The organism is Niallia sp. Man26 (assembly GCF_022049065.2).
Classification (GTDB): Bacteria; Bacillota; Bacilli; order Bacillales; family Cytobacillaceae; genus Niallia.
In genome coordinates this window covers 158,657-176,005 of record NZ_CP095746.1, presented here as the reverse complement: position 1 = coordinate 176,005, position 17,349 = coordinate 158,657, and the positions used below count along the sequence as shown (strand labels likewise).

Annotated in this window: 14 protein-coding genes and 1 pseudogene; 2 read left to right on the top strand and 13 right to left on the bottom strand. The window is 34.2% G+C overall.

Annotated features, from left to right (window positions below; translation table 11 throughout):
- Positions 1 to 162 precede the first annotated feature (162 nt).
- From L8T27_RS28250 to L8T27_RS28210, 9 genes are all read right to left on the bottom strand, one after another.
- The gene (locus L8T27_RS28250) at positions 163 to 2,733 is read right to left on the bottom strand and encodes a heavy metal translocating P-type ATPase (protein ID WP_182103068.1); all 2,571 of its coding nucleotides are present in this window, start codon (positions 2,731 to 2,733) and stop codon (positions 163 to 165) included.
- 206 nt (positions 2,734 to 2,939) lie between these two features.
- Positions 2,940 to 3,260: an ArsR/SmtB family transcription factor gene (locus tag L8T27_RS28245; protein ID WP_127739801.1), complete on the bottom strand. Its 321-nt coding sequence runs from the start codon at positions 3,258 to 3,260 to the stop codon at positions 2,940 to 2,942.
- Between the two features lie 171 nt (positions 3,261 to 3,431).
- Complete coding sequence (locus L8T27_RS28240) at positions 3,432 to 4,448, bottom strand: copper resistance D family protein (RefSeq protein ID WP_237944438.1); 1,017 nt, start codon at positions 4,446 to 4,448, stop codon at positions 3,432 to 3,434.
- A 71-nt stretch (positions 4,449 to 4,519) separates the two neighbouring features.
- Positions 4,520 to 5,149, bottom strand: a complete 630-nt coding sequence (locus tag L8T27_RS28235; protein WP_182103057.1) for a copper resistance CopC family protein — start codon at positions 5,147 to 5,149, stop codon at positions 4,520 to 4,522.
- A 136-nt stretch (positions 5,150 to 5,285) separates the two neighbouring features.
- Complete coding sequence (locus L8T27_RS28230; protein ID WP_237944437.1) at positions 5,286 to 6,167, bottom strand: C39 family peptidase; 882 nt, start codon at positions 6,165 to 6,167, stop codon at positions 5,286 to 5,288.
- 132 nt (positions 6,168 to 6,299) lie between these two features.
- The gene (locus L8T27_RS28225) at positions 6,300 to 8,528 is read right to left on the bottom strand and encodes a heavy metal translocating P-type ATPase (RefSeq protein ID WP_182103056.1); all 2,229 of its coding nucleotides are present in this window, start codon (positions 8,526 to 8,528) and stop codon (positions 6,300 to 6,302) included.
- A gap of 184 nt (positions 8,529 to 8,712) precedes the next feature.
- Positions 8,713 to 9,051, bottom strand: coding sequence for an ArsR/SmtB family transcription factor (locus L8T27_RS28220; protein WP_182103055.1), 339 nt, complete (start codon positions 9,049 to 9,051; stop codon positions 8,713 to 8,715).
- 175 nt (positions 9,052 to 9,226) lie between these two features.
- A complete protein-coding gene (locus tag L8T27_RS28215; protein WP_182103054.1) occupies positions 9,227 to 11,239 on the bottom strand; it encodes a heavy metal translocating P-type ATPase in 2,013 nt (670 codons plus the stop codon).
- A gap of 236 nt (positions 11,240 to 11,475) precedes the next feature.
- Entirely contained in the window at positions 11,476 to 11,640 is a 165-nt protein-coding gene (locus tag L8T27_RS28210; RefSeq protein WP_182103053.1) for a hypothetical protein, read from the bottom strand.
- Positions 11,641 to 11,810: 170 nt separating this feature from the next.
- On the opposite strand from L8T27_RS28210, the gene L8T27_RS28205 reads away from it, so the two are divergent.
- Entirely contained in the window at positions 11,811 to 12,728 is a 918-nt protein-coding gene (locus L8T27_RS28205) for a YIEGIA domain-containing protein (protein ID WP_182103052.1), read from the top strand.
- A complete protein-coding gene (locus L8T27_RS28200) occupies positions 12,715 to 12,915 on the top strand; it encodes a capping complex subunit for YIEGIA (protein ID WP_182103051.1) in 201 nt (66 codons plus the stop codon). The genes L8T27_RS28205 and L8T27_RS28200 overlap by 14 nt, the downstream gene beginning before the upstream one ends.
- A gap of 119 nt (positions 12,916 to 13,034) precedes the next feature.
- Here L8T27_RS28200 and L8T27_RS28195 read toward each other — a convergent pair.
- The 4 genes and pseudogenes from L8T27_RS28195 to qoxB all read right to left on the bottom strand — a co-directional run bounded on the left by L8T27_RS28195 (position 13,035) and on the right by qoxB (position 17,336).
- A pseudogene (locus L8T27_RS28195) lies at positions 13,035 to 14,159 on the bottom strand (IS3 family transposase).
- A gap of 348 nt (positions 14,160 to 14,507) precedes the next feature.
- Entirely contained in the window at positions 14,508 to 14,792 is a 285-nt protein-coding gene (qoxD, locus tag L8T27_RS28190; protein WP_127739816.1) for a cytochrome aa3 quinol oxidase subunit IV, read from the bottom strand.
- 1 nt (position 14,793) lies between these two features.
- Complete coding sequence (gene qoxC / locus L8T27_RS28185; RefSeq protein WP_127739817.1) at positions 14,794 to 15,390, bottom strand: cytochrome aa3 quinol oxidase subunit III; 597 nt, start codon at positions 15,388 to 15,390, stop codon at positions 14,794 to 14,796.
- The gene (gene qoxB, locus L8T27_RS28180; RefSeq protein WP_127739818.1) at positions 15,390 to 17,336 is read right to left on the bottom strand and encodes a cytochrome aa3 quinol oxidase subunit I; all 1,947 of its coding nucleotides are present in this window, start codon (positions 17,334 to 17,336) and stop codon (positions 15,390 to 15,392) included. The genes qoxC and qoxB overlap by 1 nt, the downstream gene beginning before the upstream one ends.
- Positions 17,337 to 17,349 lie beyond the last annotated feature (13 nt).

The window sequence follows — 17,349 nt, the reverse complement described above, 5'->3', positions numbered from 1 at the left end:
AGTTAATATAGGAATGCTGCCACGTTAGTCATTTAAATATATAACCTTCAAAGAGCACTTGCTAATCTGAAAATCTGTGAAAGTCACCCATATAGATAACCAAATTATACCGTCAGAATAATATAAAAACCGAGATGTCATTAGTTAGACATCTCGGTTTTTTTAACCTTTTATTCGCAATAACCGTAATGCATTTAAAATAACGATTAAAGCTGCTCCTGTATCACTTAATACTGCCATCCAAAGTGTTAACCACCCTGGGAAAATCAATACTAAAGCAATAACTTTTATGAGGATAGAGAACCAAATGTTTTGCTTTATAATGCTTAAAGCTTTTTTACTTAATTTAATGGTATGTGGCAGTTTCTCTAAATTATCTGCCATTAACACAATATCTGCTGTTTCCATGGCAGTATCTGTACCAGCCCCACCCATTGCGATTCCTAAATCAGCCGTTGCCAATGCTGGCGCATCATTTATTCCGTCACCAACCATTGCTACTTTGTATCCTTCTTCTTGCAATTTCTTTACCGCATCGACTTTATCTTCTGGAAGTAAATTAGCAAAATATCGATTTACATTCGCCTTAGAAGCAATCAATTTAGCTGTTCCTTCATTATCTCCTGTTAACATAACCGTTTGCTTGATACCATTAGATAATAGTGATTTTAGCGCAACGGCAGAGTTTTCACGTATAGTATCAGCAACCGAAATAACTCCCAGAATATCGGTTTTTGTCCCTATGATAACTACTGTCTTCCCATTATTTTGCACTTCATTTACATACGCTTCAACCGTACCTAATGGGATACTCATTTCTTTAAACAGTTTCAGGTTTCCTGCATAGTATATTTCTCCAGTGATGGTAGCTTGCACACCTTTTCCTACAATGTTTTTGTATTCTGCTCCATCTTTAGCTGGCTTCCCTAGTTCTCTTACATGATCTACAATTGCTTTAGCAATAGGATGAGTAGAATATTCTTCCAAAGTAAGAGCTATGGATAGCAATTCTTCTTCAGAACCATTAAAGGTTTTAATGTCTGATACTTTTGGTTTCCCTTCTGTCAGCGTACCCGTTTTATCAAAAGCAATTGCATTGATGGCCCCAGCAGCTTCTAAGAAAGTTCCACCTTTTATTAGGACACCATTTCTAGCAGCATTGCCGATAGCAGACACAATCGCAACAGGAGTGGAGATAACTAGCGCACATGGACAAGCAACCACTAATAACTCAAGCCCTTTATAGAACCATTCTCCCCATGTTCCCAATCCTATCAATGGAGGAATAACAATAACTGCCAAAGCAGCTATAAATACGATAGGTGTGTAGATACTTGCAAATTTGTCCACAAATGCTTCTGTTGGTGCTTTTTGTTCTTGTGCTTCTTCTACTAAATGAATGATTTTAGAGATAGTAGTATCTTCTACCAACTTCGTTACTTTTATTTCTAATAAACCATGTTCATTTATTGTACCAGCGTATACAGAATCACCTATAGCTTTATCTACTGGTATAGATTCTCCTGTTATAGGTGCTTGGTTTACACTGGATTCACCTTGAACAACATCGCCATCCAAAGCAATTCGGTCACCAGGTTTTACCACGATAGTAGTACCAACTGAAATCTCCTCAACTGGCTTTTTGATTAAGTCATTTCCAATCTTAACCCAAGCCTCCGATGGAGATAAATCCATTAAACTTCGAATAGAATTTCTAGTTCTTTCAATGGACTTTGTTTGCAGGTAATTTCCGATGGCGAACAACCATACTACTGTGGCACCTTCCAACCATTCTCCAATTAAAGCAGCTCCAATTGCGGCCGCAGACATTAGCACGTTCATATCAAGGGATCGGCTCTTAATGGCATAAAAGGCACTTTTCACTGGTTTATACCCACTAATTACGATAGCACCAGCATATAAAATAGTGGATACAATCATCGGAACAGATATATAAGATAGTAAAAAACCTATGACTATAAGAAGACCTGAAGAAATAATAATCCAGTTTTCTTTTTTACTTTTCGGTTGTTCCACCGATGATTTCTTATTTAATTTCAAACTAGCACTGTACCCAATTTTACCTACTTCTGAGATTATTTCGTCTACACTATTGGTATGTTCTATTTTCATTTTTCCTGTAGAGAAATTAACACTTACTTCTTTAACGGAAGGGTTTTTTTGAAAGTGGTTTTCAATACTTTTTGCACAGCTGCCACAGTCCATTCCCACGATATCATAAGTTCGTAAATTTTTGTTTTGTTGCAGCACTTCAGCCGAATATCCAAGTTTCTTTATTTCCTTTTCAATAGAAATGAATGAAGAAGAATTAGCTGCGTGTACTTGCATTTTTGCCGTACTATAGTTTACTTTTACTGTCTCGATACCTGGTAATGATCCTAATCCTTTTTCAATGGTCTTGGCACAAGCAGGGCAATCCATCCCAGTAATAAGGAAATCTTGCCTTTCTCCAGCATTAGTTTCCATTATATTTTCTTCGACTTCAATTGTAGTACTACAACAAGAGCTAGCCTTTTCTTCAGACTTACTAACTTGAGAAGCACAGCAATCACTTACTTTTTCAGCTGACTCCTTACTGCAACATGAGTCCTTCTCCGGCTCTTTAGTACTGTTACAGCAGCTACTTGCCACCGGTATCACATTAAATAGCTCAGATGTATTCGATGGTTGCTTTTTATTGGTCGAACAGCAACTTGAGCTTATTTCTTTCATTTCTTCTTTCGAGGAACTTGAACTGCAACATGTACTTTCGTCTGTCTCTTTGGAATTACTGCAACAGTTGCTTTCAACTAAAATCACTTCAGAACTTTCTTCTGTAATTTTCGTTTCGTTAGAACAACAATTTGTTGTGGTAACTAGTTTATTATCTTTATTTTCATTGTTTGAACTACAGCATTTTTCAGGCACTATTATTCACCTCACTCCATATGATTTTCACAACAAATAACGTCATTCTGAACATCATTTAGAACTACATCAAACATATCTAATAAATCACGAATATATTGGTTTCTCAGACTATAAAAGCAATATTTGCCTTCATTTCTTCCAACGATAATGCCACAACCCTTTAAACAGGCTAAATGTTGAGAAATATTCGATTGATTTCCTTTTATCTGCTCGACAATTTGTGATACAGTTTTCTCCTCATTTTTCAGACATTCTAGAATCTGAATTCGAGTTTTATTCGAAAAACCATGAATTAGTTTGACCTTCATATCCAAAGTGCTATTTTGCATAATTACCCCCTCGTATTAGTTGTTTCTAATATGTCTAATGCCATCATATTAACTTTTACTAATATGTGTGTCAATAAATTACTGTTTTTTAATGTGAGAAATAAATTCTTAAATAAAACTAGCCAATTAAAAAAGTCTGGAGATGTCTCTATCTCCAGACCACACTTTATTTTATGAAACAATATACATTAACGATAAATAAATACTTACTAAAGAGAGAATTCCCAAAACGAGTGACAAATACGAACTTTTTTTCTTAAAGTAAAATACAACTGTTAGTATTAAAAATACAAGGGTTAACAATAAAAATAGAATACTTATTAAGCTAATACCTACTTGTAAGTTTACTCCTAACTCAACTTCCCCTTGATGGAAGACTTTAAAGATTGGTGATACAGACTCTTCTGTTATGGCTGTTTCTTTCGGTGGAGATTGTTGACTTAATGCTGATGTAGCTGTAAAAACAAATAAAATTATTATACTTTCAATCCTAGCCCATGGTTTAGGATTAAAGTTTTCTTCTTTATTAAGTCTTCTTTTAATAAAAAAACCATTAATAAATGCATACACCAGTAAAGGGATAATTAAAATATGCTTTATTAGTAATGATTGACCATATGGAATCATCCAGGAATTATAGTAATTATTAAAGTCGATATCAAATGTCATTAGAACAATACCGCTAATTGCTGTAATAACTAAGCAAGAAATAGCTACTGGTGTAAACCATTTTAAAAACGGCAACCAATTTGACTCATCTTTGGAAAACCAACTAATTATAAATAGGATACCAACCCAAACACTTACAGCAGTCAGATGTGTACTATCACTCAAAAATCCCTTAACAGGATTCAATGAACTCGCATGACTTGACCAACCTACTGCGCTAATTAAGATTAAGGTAAATAAAATACCAACAATGTTTTGTATTGTTTTCCGGTTGTTAAAAAAAACTAGAAACGGAACAAATGTTAGAGAAACAACAAAAGTGAATAACCAAGACTTTCCGATTTGAAATGTAAGCAGAACTGAATTTACCGCGTCAGTAAATCCAAGTAGTGAATTAAGATGCAAGATAAGTGGTAATACCGGAATAAATGAAAATATTACTATTCCCCCAAGAGAGATTAGTAATATTTTTCTAGGCAAATATATTAATGGCTTATAGTTATTAGGGACAAGATTCAAAAGAAAGCTTCCCATAATAATTGAGTAGCAAATATATAATAAAGCTTGAGTAACTGTGATTATGATAAACATTATACCGATTTATTTTTCCTTGTTACTATATATGCTGCAACTATAATAATTACTATTATCCCTACTAATATTAAAATTGCAGGAATTAATACAGTAGAAGGATCGGAATTTGCTTTCTCATATGCAGCATGTTCCTCTGGAGACATAGTTGAATGATCTATTTCCTCTGTATCCTTTTTCGTGTCATCTTTAGTTGTTTCTTCTTCTTTAGCATCTTGTTGTGTTGTTGCTTTCTCATCTGTTTCGGCTTTCAACTGATCCTCTTCTTCTCCCACAGGAGCATCAACTGTAAAAGTAAACTCTCCCTCAATAATATGACCATCTACTCCAATAATTTGCCATTGGATATCATAATTATCATTTTCTAATGGAGAAGTAAACTCCCCGATAAGTTGGTTATCCGTTTTTTCAATATTTTGCACTTGTATCACTTTGTTTTCCGAATTTATTAGTGTAAATGTACTTCCCTGTTCAATTTTAGTTTCAAATGTTAGTGTGATTTTTTGCAATTCTTCCTTTACTATCTCCTCATTCCCAGGTGATGAACTTTCCAACCCAGTATGAGCAAATGCATTATTTGTCCATACAAAAAAGAAACTAATAAAAAATATATACAAACCCTTTTTCATTTTTTCCCCTCTTTTTCTCTAGTCATTATATTAACAACATCGTTATAATGATAACATGATTCTAATTATTATAATTGTGACAATTTAGTGAATAAGTATTAATTTATACTAATACTTGTTGAGGTATATGTTTCAATTATAAGTTTAATGAAATTGCCTGACTCCCCATTTGTTCCCAAGCCTTTATAAATGGTTGTATAGGTACCTGTTTATTTTTCTTACCATCAATTGGATCATTGAAATAGATATTAGCTTCATCATAACCTGTTATTAAAACAGAGTGTAATCTATAAGTGATATTAATTTCGCCTGATGGAGTATTCCATTTTTCAAATGAAGATGACGGCAAATAATCATAGCTTGCATTTGTTATAATCCAGATAGGTCTATTATTAGAGAGATATCTTTTTAAGTCCTCTAAATTACTTCCGGTCAAATTTACTATTTTCCCTGGAAGATATTCTTCAGCTAAATCCAGAATAGGTTTATGATATACACCATACCCAGGATTATTAAAAGAATACATATCACCTATAAATCCATCATTTGGATTTCCCCAGAATATCTTTCCATTTCTCTTAGTTAATGGAGTTTTATCCTTTTTTACTTTTTTAGCTAAGTCCATTTTATTAACCTTAATATCGTAATATTGGAAAAACATTGCTAAACTAGTTACTTCACATCCTCTTGGTAGTTCAGGAAATTGTTTAATTATAGGTGCATCAAGAATTATGTTTTTTTTGACTTTTCCTCTATTTTCATCCTTTTCATTCCATTCTTTGTTTATTTCCTGTGCTGGTTTTTTCTCTATTCCCTCCTTCTTTTCACTGCTTGTAATGTCAACTTCCTTTTGTAAAAAAGACTCCACTTGCTTGCTATTATAAGTAAACAAGCTTATTAAGATTAAGAAATAAAAGGCAATTAAAGAAGGAATCATAGTTCTAATACTTTTTGAAATAAAAATGATTATTAAGGTAATTAATACTAAGCCCACAAGTACAATAACAATATTTTGCATATCGACTTCTCCTAATTAATTTTACAGGTGAAATTCAACATCAGTATATATCCATAAAAGTAAATTGCAAAAAACAGCATCATTATCAGCTTAGTTACTAAATAATGATGCTGTTTTAGCTAATTATTAGGATTAAGAAAAAGGATCGTCATTTGTTACTTTTAGTATTCTCATAGCATTCAATACTGCGATAAGTGTAACTCCTACATCAGAAAATACGGCTTCCCACATTGTTGCAATACCAAAAGCCCCTAACAATAGAAAGATTGCCTTTACTCCTAATGCGAAAATAATGTTTTGCCATACAATACGTCTAGTCCGCTTAGCAAGTGAGATTGCCGTGGCTATTTTAGAAGGTTCATCTGTCATAATAACAATATCAGCCGCTTCAATTGCTGCATCTGAACCTAACCCCCCCATAGCCATTCCTACATCTGCTCTAGCTAATACTGGAGTATCATTAATACCGTCTCCAACAAACAAAATTTTGTCTTTAGCATTCTTAGAAGCATCTAATTTCTCTATTTCTTCTACTTTATTTTGAGGAAGTAACTCTGCATGAACCTCATCTATTTCAAGCAGTTCTCCTACCCTTTTCCCAACCACTTTAGAATCCCCTGTTAACATAACGGTCTTCTTGATGCCTATTCTTTTTAGTGTTTGTATCGCGCTATAGGAGTCCGCTTTTATTTGGTCTGAAATTGCAATGGAACCTACGAATTGTTTATCGTATGCAACATAAACAATCGTACCAATTTCGTTATTCCTGTAAAAATCAACCTTTTCTTTTTGCATAAGTTTATCGTTTCCAGCTAGTATTTCTTTTCCGTCCACTACTACAGAAATACCATGACCAGCTATTTCATTATAGTCTTGAATTAATTCTTCCTTTATCTTATCTCCAAAGGCCTTTCTAATTGAGTCAGCAATTGGATGATTGGAGTGTGTTTCAGCGTAAGCAGCAAACTTAATTATTTCTTCCTCTGAGTATCCATTAACAGGATAAACCGAGTCTACTTCAAATACACCTTTTGTAAGGGTTCCTGTTTTATCAAATACGACATACTTAACATCATTAAGTGCTTCCAAATAGTTACTACCTTTTACTAATATTCCTTTTTTAGAGGCTGCTCCAATTCCACCGAAAAAGCCTAAAGGAATAGAAACAACTAAAGCACAAGGACAGGAAATAACTAAAAAGATAAGGGCTCTATATACCCAGTCTGAGAAGGTAGCTCCACTAAAAAGTAAGGGTGGAACAATAGCTAACAGTAATGCAATAATTACAACAACTGGTGTATAGTAACGAGCGAATTTAGTGATAAAGTTCTCCGTTTTAGCTTTTCTATTGCTAGCATTTTGTACTAATTCTAAAATTTTAGAAACAGTTGATTCTCCAAATTCTTTTTTTACTTCTACCGTCAGAAGACCATTTTTGTTAATAAAACCACTTAATATATCACTTCCCACAGTTACATCACGTGGCACTGATTCCCCTGTTAATGCAGATGTGTCAACGCTCGAAGTTCCTTCTAATATAACACCATCTAATGGAACCTTTTCTCCAGGTTTAATTACAATAATATCGCCAATTTCAACATCTTCGGGTGATACTTTTTTGACATCTAATCCAACTTGAAGATTGGCAAAGTCTGGTCGAATATCCATTAAACTGCTGATTGATTTTCTAGAACGATTAACTGCAATTGATTGGAATAGCTCACCGACCTGATAAAATAGCATTACGGCTACACCTTCTGGATACTCCTGAATAGCAAAAGCACCGATTGTAGCAATAGCCATAAGGAAATGCTCATCGAAGACTTGCCCTCTTGTTATATTTTTTATTGCTCTTAATACAATATCGCCACCAACTATAACATAAGCAAGTAAGAACACCATCAATTCGGTCATTCCTGTTATTGGCGCAAAAATCCCTAAACCAAAAATTAGTCCACCTAAGAATAAACGACTAATCATTTTTTTGATATCATTACTTCCATGCTCATGGGAATGGGAATGGCCATGATTATGGTCATTTGCATCATTGTGGGAATGGTCATGATTATGGCTATGAGCATGACCATGGCTTATGAGTTTAGTATTCCTTCTCCCACTTTGTTTTTCAACTAACTTAACATGTGGCTCTAAACGATTAATTGTTTTCTTTGTATTTAATAATATACTTTCTTCTTCGTTACTTTCGTATCGCAAGGATATTGTCTGTGTAGCAAAATTCACATTACAATCCTTTACACCATTTATAGACGAAACTCCTCTTTCAATTTTCATTGCACAGTTAGCACAGTCAAGACCCTCTAATAAAAATTCCTTTTTTAACTGTTGTCTGACTTCTTCCATAAATACTCTTTCCCCTTTCTACAAGCGTTCAAAAACTTATATATGACCAAATATTCATATAACCATATATGTATTATATACTATCCAAAACAAGTGTCAATGGTTATCAACTTTTAAGAATAAAAAAGGATGGTATACACTCCACCATCCTTTTACCCCATATTCTTTCTAAATAATCTTCTTATTAATGGTGTTGTGCATGATCAATCATTTGTTCTAATACACCCATTACATGCGCATCATCACACGAATAAATCATAGTAGTTCCTTCTCTTTTATATTTAACAAGCCTCAAATTTTTCAGAAAACTTAATTGATGAGAAACAGTTGATTGTAACATCTCCAACCTTTCTGCTATTTCATTTACAGAGTGCGGTCTTTCTGCTAACAAATGCAATATTTTTATCCGTGTTGGTTCAGAAAGAGCCTTAAACGTTTGAGACACTATAAATAATGTTTCCTCATCCAGTTGATTTATATATTGTTTTGTCTTCCCCTCATTTTTTTCATGTAAAGATCCCATTATGTAATCCCCTTATTTAGTTCTAATTTCTCTATTATAGCATAAATATATAATTCCCCTTTTTTATTTACTAAAAAAAGCAACTGTTTACTATAATTCTAATGGGATATATTACACATTAATCTAAACTACTTTACCTTCCCGTATTTAAATATTATTTGTGGTATACAGAAAATTATTTTTTTAAAGCTAAAAGTCTTAATGCATTAAAAACAACAAGTATTGTGGATCCCTCATGTATTAAAACAGCTAACCCAATTCCAGTAAAACCAAATAAAGTTGCAGGTATCAGGAAAGCAGTAACGCCTAAACTTATCCATAAATTTTGCTTTATTATGGATTTACTTTTCCTACTTAGATTTATTGCGAAAGGTAAATCATTTAAATTATCTGCCATCAAGGCGATATCTGCTGTTTCTAACGCAACATCTGACCCTGCAGCACCCATTGCAATACCAACAGAACTTTTTGCCATAGCAGGAGCATCATTAACACCATCCCCTACCATAGCAACCTTCTTTTCAGTTTCTTTAAGATCATTTATTGCTTTAACCTTATCTTCAGGTAGTAGTCCTCCCCAAGCCTCTTTAATTCCGATTAATTTCGCAATACTATCCGCTACTCGTTGATTATCACCTGTAATCATTATCATTCGTTTTATTCCGTACTTCCGCAAACTTTTAATAACAGATTCAGCCTCTTCTTTTGGAGTATCCATCAGTCCAATAATACCCAGAAACATTTCTTCTTTTTTTACTATCATCGCAGTATTTCCATTTGACTCCAATTCATTTAAACTGTTTGATAAATCATCGGGTAAACTAATGGAGAGGTGCTCCTCAAATAAACTTCTGTTTCCAATATAAATGGTTTCATTATTTAACTGTGCCGTAACACCTCTTCCCGTAACGGCTTTTAAACTATCTGCTTCTTCTATTGGTCTATTTCCGAGTTTCTCTACTCCACCTTTTACTATGGCGGCTGCTAGTGGATGATCACTTAATTTCTCTACCGCAATAGTAGTTAATAATAACTCTTCCTCACTAACATTATTAACAGTTACGATTTTATTTAGTTTTGGTTTACCCTCCGTCAATGTTCCTGTTTTATCAAAGGCTATTGCTTTTAATTCTCCTAAATTTTCAAGAGGTAACCCACCTTTTATTAATACACCTCCACGAGCAGCTCTTGCTACTCCACTTAATACAGCACTTGGCGTAGAAATAGCTAATGCGCAAGGGCTTGCTGCAACCAAAACTGCCATTGCCCGATAAAAGCTTTCACTAAATGTTTCATCTAAAACAAGAAAAGCAAAAAGAAGTAAAAACACCAATATAAGTATAGCTGGGACAAAATACTTCTCAAAACGATCAGTAAATAATTGAGTAGGCGATTTCTGTGATTCCGTTTCTTTCACTAATTTTATTAAACGACTTAAAGTCGAATCGTTAGCCTCTTTTAATACCTTAACTTCTAAAGTATCAGTACCATTAATGGTTCCAGAAAACACTCTACTTTCAGAAGGTAGATTTTTCTCCGATATATTATCTGGATTACTTATAGGAATTTTATCAACAGGCATGCTCTCACCCGTTATTGGAGCTTGATTAACACTACTCTTACCTTTCACGACCACTCCATCAGCTGATATTTTGCTATTAGGCTTTACAATTACGATATCTCCGATTGTCAAATCCTCGATAGGCACTTCTTTTTGATCTTTTCCAATTCTGACAATAGCTGTTCTAGGGGCAATATCAGCAAGGGCAGATATTGAATTACGCGCTCTATTCATCGCAAAATGTTCTAGTGCATGTCCTGCACTAAACAAAAACAGTAACAATGCACCTTCAGCCCACTCACCTAGAAAAGCTGCCCCAATTGCTGCCAAGATCATTAGAAAGTCTATTTCAAATTTTCCTTTTTTTATAGATGAAATAGCTTCTTTAAGCGTAAAAAATCCGCCAAAAAAATACGCTATAACATACAAAGTAATGGATATTAAACTGACATTATCTTTCGTTATACTTATCAGATAACCAATTCCTAATAAGGCACCACATAGTAATGAAAAAATAAGTTCTGTATTACCTCCAAAGATTCCTCCGTGATGGTGATTATTTTCATGGTTTTCTCCTTTATGAATTGAATCTTTCTGCTTTTTATTCTCCAAACTAATTACCTCCATTGGCTGGTTCGTTATTCAGTGTAGTATTTCCTTAAATATGAGATATTGAAACAATTTCTTTAAAATATAATAGGCTTTATTAAGTGAATACTCGTTTCATTTATCCTAAGTGGTTAGAAAATAAAATAATAATCAATAAAAATCCAATATAAATTTAACTTATCCTAATTTTATGAGAAAAAACTCTGTTCAATATTTTAATCAGAGTTTTTTCTCAGTGTATTCATTGCTTTATATTACTGTGGTTCTCTAATTTCAACTGGTTCTTTCAACTCAAATGGATTATTTATTTCAATGAATGGTTCGTTTGATTCTTTAATTCCTAAATTATTTAACAGACTTATATCATCTGGATTTCCCATATTATTTATTACACCTAAAAACTTATTTTTATTAAACATATTTTTTCACCTCCCAAATCTATTTTTATCTAAACTAAACTTTAATATGAATGATATTTTTTGAAATTTTCTCCAACCATACAAAGTTCATTTTATTATTATAAACCTGAATACATTATTCATTTGCGGAGATAATATTTTTGAAAAGTAGATATGAGGAGGGGGAAAAAATGAGAGCACAAATTCTATCTACCCCACATTTAATTTTAATTATTATAGGAATAATTGGTGGTACACTTGCTAGGGTACTTATTTTAAGAGAGGACTATAGACAATATCCCACCTATCCAAATGGGGTTCTTAGCCAAATTGCACTTGGTTTTGTTGCATCAACATTAGGGGCAACTTTCATCCCTGCAATAATGACAAATAACGTTACAGCTGCTACTTTTTTAGCTTTGGCAATAACTCAATTTCAGGGTGTTAGAAAGTTAGAACAAGACAGCCTAAAATCCTTAGAAGAAACCGAATACACAAAACGCGGAAGTGCTTATATCGATGGTATTTCGAAGACCTACGAGGCGAGAAATTATATAGCTTTATTTGTTGCATTAACAATAAGTGTCATAGCTGAGTCACTCGAAACAATGCCAGTGTTCATCCGTATAAGCTTGGGAATATTAGGGGGAATTTTAATCTTTTTAATCTTAGTCCGTTTCTCAAAAGGGAAAACTATATCTGATTTTGCAGTAGTAAACCAAGCAAAGATAATTATAAAAAATAACGAGCTTTATGCAGATGATATGTTTATTTCTAATCGTATAGGTAGTATTCGTGGGCAAGAGATGATACTTCAAGAGGGGATAGCTGTTATTTTAAGCCCTAAACAAGAACACTATAGAATCTTCCTTGATAATTTTGGCCAAAGACAAGCTATTTTATTTGAAATCACCAGAACTCTTGGCTTAAAAAGGTACCATTTTACCAGAAAAGATTATTCTAACGGGAGAATTGCTTTTGTAATCGTACCTATAATTCATAATATTGATAATATGATTTCTTCTATTCTTCGCACCCCTGTTCTTGAAACAGTCCAAAAGAATCATAAATATTTACAAAAAAGGAGAAATAATTGTGGAAGACATTAAAATTTTTGCCGTTATTGGAAGCAGTAGTCATACAAATGAAACAATTAACTCTGGAAATGCACTTTTCATTCAGGCAAAAGAAGAGAAAGAACAGCAATCGTTAGTAAGGGAAGTAGCCCTAGCTGTTAGAGGGGATACAGTAAAATTAAGTAATGGTTTATATCTTGTTATAACTGCTGATCGCTAATTTTAGGAGTTAAGTGCTTTCGACTGAGATATCTTGGAATTATAATATGAAGATTTTACTTTGTCCTTTTTTCCTAATTTTATAGGTACTAAAACATTCTTTGGATTGTCAACATTAAATCAAACAGCTTTTTTAAGGGACGATTGTTTGTAGTCAATGGGGCTTACATAACCTAGTGTTCCATGGATTCGAAGCTTGTTATAACAGTTAACATAGTCACTGAATTCTAGCGTTAAATATTCTAAACTATCAAATTTCATTTGGCTAATAAACTCTGTTTTAATGATTTTAAATGTAGCTTCCGCTACAGCGTTATCATATGGACAGCCTTTCATGCTTAAAGAGCGACCAATCTGGAAGGCCGCTAACGTTTGGTCGATGAGCTGGTTTTTAAACTCGCTACCACGGTCGGTGTGGAACAGCTGGATATCCCGCAGATCACCTTGAATAGAAGAAAAAGCTCGTGCGACAAGGCTCGCATCTTTGTTGGTTCCTGTACTGAAACCAATGATTTCTCGATTAAAAAGATCGACAAAGATACATACGTAATGCCATTTATTTTTGACTTTAACGTATGTTAAATCACTGACCACTACTTTTTTTACTTCTGTCTGCTGAAACTTACGTTTCAATTCGTTTGCCTGAGCCGACTCATTACAGGGAGTTTTCTGTGGCTTGAACTGTGCTACTGTATAGGAGGAAACTAGCCCTTGCTCCTCCATGATACGGCCAATTCGTCTTCTAGAAACTGTAAATCCACGCTTGTAAAGCTCGACTTTAATCTTACGCGTGCCATAGGTGTTGCGATTTTGTTTAAAAATTTCTATAACAGTGCCTGTTACGTCGTCTTCTGACTGACGTTCTTTGGCCTCATAATAAATAATACGTACTACGTGAGATTTGTAGGACGCTGCACATTGCTGATACCGAGTATTTGTCTTTATTTTGCTTAATGACATTTACTTTCGTCCCATTATCAGCGCGGCTTGCTTTAAAATGTCGTTCTCCATTCTTAGCTGTTTTAGTTCCTTGCGGAGTTCTAAAAGCTCCTGTTGTTCAGAAGAACGATTGTCTTTTTCTTTAAAAGAACCGGAGGTTTCATCCTGGTTGATCCACCGGTCAAGAGATGACGGAGTCAGATCATATTCATCAATAAAGGCTCGTTTCGTTTTTCCATTCTGGTATAGCTGCACCATTTGCTTTTTAAACTCGGGCGTGAAAGTACGGCGTTCTCGTTTTGTCATAGTGGGTTCTCCTCATCTGTTTTAGATCAAGTGTACGTGACCTTAATTTTTCTGTCCAGATAAGTGTAGACGCTCCACTTAAACCTTACCTATTCGATAATGTCTCTTTTAAATTTTCTTAATTAACTTTGCTATAATCTCTAATGTTAGTAGGATAACCCTTTACCCACCTACTATTAGAAAGCATAAATTTCCGCAAACAACCAAGCAAATTTATGCCAAAACAGGTAACAATAAAAAAACTTTGAATATGACCAACGGCTGCATAACTTACCAAATAAAAAAGAAAACTGGACATATTAAACCATGCCCAGCTTAGAATACAATACATAAATTATTTTATCTTTATTAATAATATCCCCAAATTAAAGTTAAAAGTGTTCCAAAAACAGTTACCAAGGCGATAAAAACTCCGTAATAAATATTAATGTATATTACATTTTTATCTTTTGATTCACCTGCATGCATGAAGATTACTAATTGTACAATTGCCTGAATAAAGGCAGTAACTAGTAATATAGTAGATCCAACAGCAAATGACATATCCAAGAAATAAACAGTTAGTGCAATTGCGGTTAATATTAAGGAAGACACAAACCCAATCACATGTTTCTTTGGAAATAATTCACCCATTCTACATCATTCCTTTCAAGAACACAAAACTATAAAGGAAGATCCAAACTACATCGATAAAATGCCAATATAGTGAGAATATAAAAGCTTTATTGGCAGTTCTTTCATTTATCCCATCTCTTATTACCTGCAAAATAATCATTGTTCCCCAAAGAATTCCAAATGCTACGTGAGCTCCATGAGTTCCTAAAAGAGTGAAGAGAATGGCAGTAAATCCGCTAGTTTGCAGAGTAGCACCTTCATGTATATAAACAACAAAATCATAAATTTCGACTCCCAAGAATGCTAAGCCGAGTAATAACGTAAGAGCGAAAAAAGTGACCATTGCTTTCTGCTTTCTTAATCTCATAGCATTTATACCAAGGCCAATGGTAAAACTGCTTGCCAATAACAGTATCGTTTCAATAATCACTGGTAATATCTCGAATATTTCAGCACCTGTTGGTCCAGATCCTGTCCGATCAACGAGAGTAAAGTAGGAGGCAAAAAGTGTTCCAAACAACGCAATTTCAGCTCCTAGAAATATCCAAAAACCAAGTATATTTAACCGATTTTGTTCTGTACTATATTCAAGAGGCAAAGTATGATCTATTTTCATTATTTCGGACCTCCTAACGAATTTTCTATTTTCTCTACTGTTTCCTTAGGAATATATCTTCCGTTATCTTTTTCGTTTGATCTAAATGCTAAACAAATAAAGATAGCTACTGTTGCTATAATTAATAAAATCCAAAGTGCAAATACAAAGGCAAATCCCCAAACAAAGAAGATAAAACCTAGAACAAAAGGCATGCCACTGTTATTTGGCATATGAATTTTATCTACTTTCCCTTTAAATAACTTATAACCCTTTTTCTTTGAATCCCAAAATGCTTCTGTTGAATCAACTGTAGGAGTTATAGCAAAATTGTACTCTGGGACAGGTGATTTAGTTGCCCATTCTAAAGATCTTGCATCCCAAGGGTCGGAAGAAATATTTCTTGGTGCATTCTTGAAGCTGTAAAGAATATTGTAAACTATTAGGACAAACCCAACTAATAGTCCTAAAGCTCCTATAAAGGAGATCATATTCCATATACCAAAACCTGTTGACTCAGAATAGGTATACATTCTTCGTGCCTGACCATCTAATCCTGAAATGAACATTGGGAAGAAAGTGACACAGACGCTTATAGAAATAAACCAGAATGCCCATTTTCCAATTCTTTCGCTTAGCATGTATCCAAACATCTTTGGCCACCAATAAGTCAACCCAGCAAGCATTGCAAAAACAACCCCAGGAATAATTACTAAGTGAAAGTGAGCTACTAGAAACATTGTATTATGGTATTGGTAGTCAGCACTTGCCATTCCAAGCATTACTCCAGTCACTCCACCTATTGTGAAAATAGGGATGAATCCTAGAGAATATAGCATCGGAACCGTAAACTGTATTTTACCCTTCCTTAAGGTAAACAGCCAGTTGAAAATCTTAATACCCGTTGGTACCGCAATAGCCATTGTAGTAACAGAGAAGATACTATTTACTAATGCACCTTGTCCCATAGTAAAGAAATGGTGAACCCATACTAAGAAGGAAAGTACAGAAATTGCAACGATCGATATTACCATTGATTTATATCCATATAAATTTCTCTTAGCGAAGGTTGGAATAATTTCACTGTATATACCGAAAGCCGGCAATATGAGGATGTATACTTCTGGATGCCCCCACACCCAAAATAGGTTAGCCCAAAGCATATCCATCCCACCATCAGTGGTTGTAAAGAAGTTCGTACCAAACAGTCGATCCATTGTTCCCATGATTAATGCAATGGTTAAAATAGGAAAGGCAAATACAATGATTAAGTTTGTAATCAGTGCTGACCAAGTAAACATCGGCATTTTCATAAGAGTCATACCTGGAGCTCTCATTTTTAAGATAGTAGTAACAAAGTTAATACCTGTTATTAATGTACCTATTCCAGAAATTTGTAGTGCAGTCATGTAATAATTCGTACCTACAGATTTACTAAACTCAGTTCCGGCTAATGGGAAGTAAGAAGACCAACCAGAATCTGGTGAACCTCCAACTACGAAAGAAATATTGAATAACATGGCTCCAAAGAAATATAACCAAAAACTAACTGCGTTTAGCCTTGGAAAGGCGACGTCTCTCGCACCGATTTGCAGCGGTACTACAAAGTTCATAAGAGCCATGATAAATGCCATCGCCATAAATATAATCATAACTACACCATGTGTAGTAAAGATTTCATTATATTCCTGAGCATTTAATAAATTATTATCTGGAACCGCTGTTTGCGCCCTCATCATAATGGCATCGGCTCCACCACGGAAAAGCATTAATAATGCTGAGATTAAATATAAAATACCTATTTTTTTATGATCTACAGTTGTTAACCACTCTCGCCATAAATACCCCCACTTTTTTGTATACGTTATAAACACTAATGTCCCTATAACGGTAAGGGCTATTGCAACCATAGAAGCATAGATTGTTGGCCCTGGATTTGGAACAGCAAATCTATCGAAAAAATCCATACGGTAGTACTCC

Coding starts and splice junctions, on each gene's coding strand:
- L8T27_RS28250 (WP_182103068.1), bottom strand. CDS start 2,733: ATGAAAGAAATAAGCTCAAGTTGCTGTTCGACCAATAAAAAGCAACCA.
- L8T27_RS28245 (WP_127739801.1), bottom strand. CDS start 3,260: ATGCAAAATAGCACTTTGGATATGAAGGTCAAACTAATTCATGGTTTT.
- L8T27_RS28235 (WP_182103057.1), bottom strand. CDS start 5,149: ATGAAAAAGGGTTTGTATATATTTTTTATTAGTTTCTTTTTTGTATGG.
- L8T27_RS28230 (WP_237944437.1), bottom strand. CDS start 6,167: ATGCAAAATATTGTTATTGTACTTGTGGGCTTAGTATTAATTACCTTA.
- L8T27_RS28225 (WP_182103056.1), bottom strand. CDS start 8,528: ATGGAAGAAGTCAGACAACAGTTAAAAAAGGAATTTTTATTAGAGGGT.
- L8T27_RS28220 (WP_182103055.1), bottom strand. CDS start 9,051: ATGGGATCTTTACATGAAAAAAATGAGGGGAAGACAAAACAATATATA.
- L8T27_RS28215 (WP_182103054.1), bottom strand. CDS start 11,239: ATGGAGGTAATTAGTTTGGAGAATAAAAAGCAGAAAGATTCAATTCAT.
- L8T27_RS28210 (WP_182103053.1), bottom strand. CDS start 11,640: ATGTTTAATAAAAATAAGTTTTTAGGTGTAATAAATAATATGGGAAAT.
- L8T27_RS28205 (WP_182103052.1), top strand. CDS start 11,811: ATGAGAGCACAAATTCTATCTACCCCACATTTAATTTTAATTATTATA.
- qoxD (WP_127739816.1), bottom strand. CDS start 14,792: ATGGGTGAATTATTTCCAAAGAAACATGTGATTGGGTTTGTGTCTTCC.
- qoxC (WP_127739817.1), bottom strand. CDS start 15,390: ATGAAAATAGATCATACTTTGCCTCTTGAATATAGTACAGAACAAAAT.
- qoxB (WP_127739818.1), bottom strand. CDS start 17,336: ATGGATTTTTTCGATAGATTTGCTGTTCCAAATCCAGGGCCAACAATC.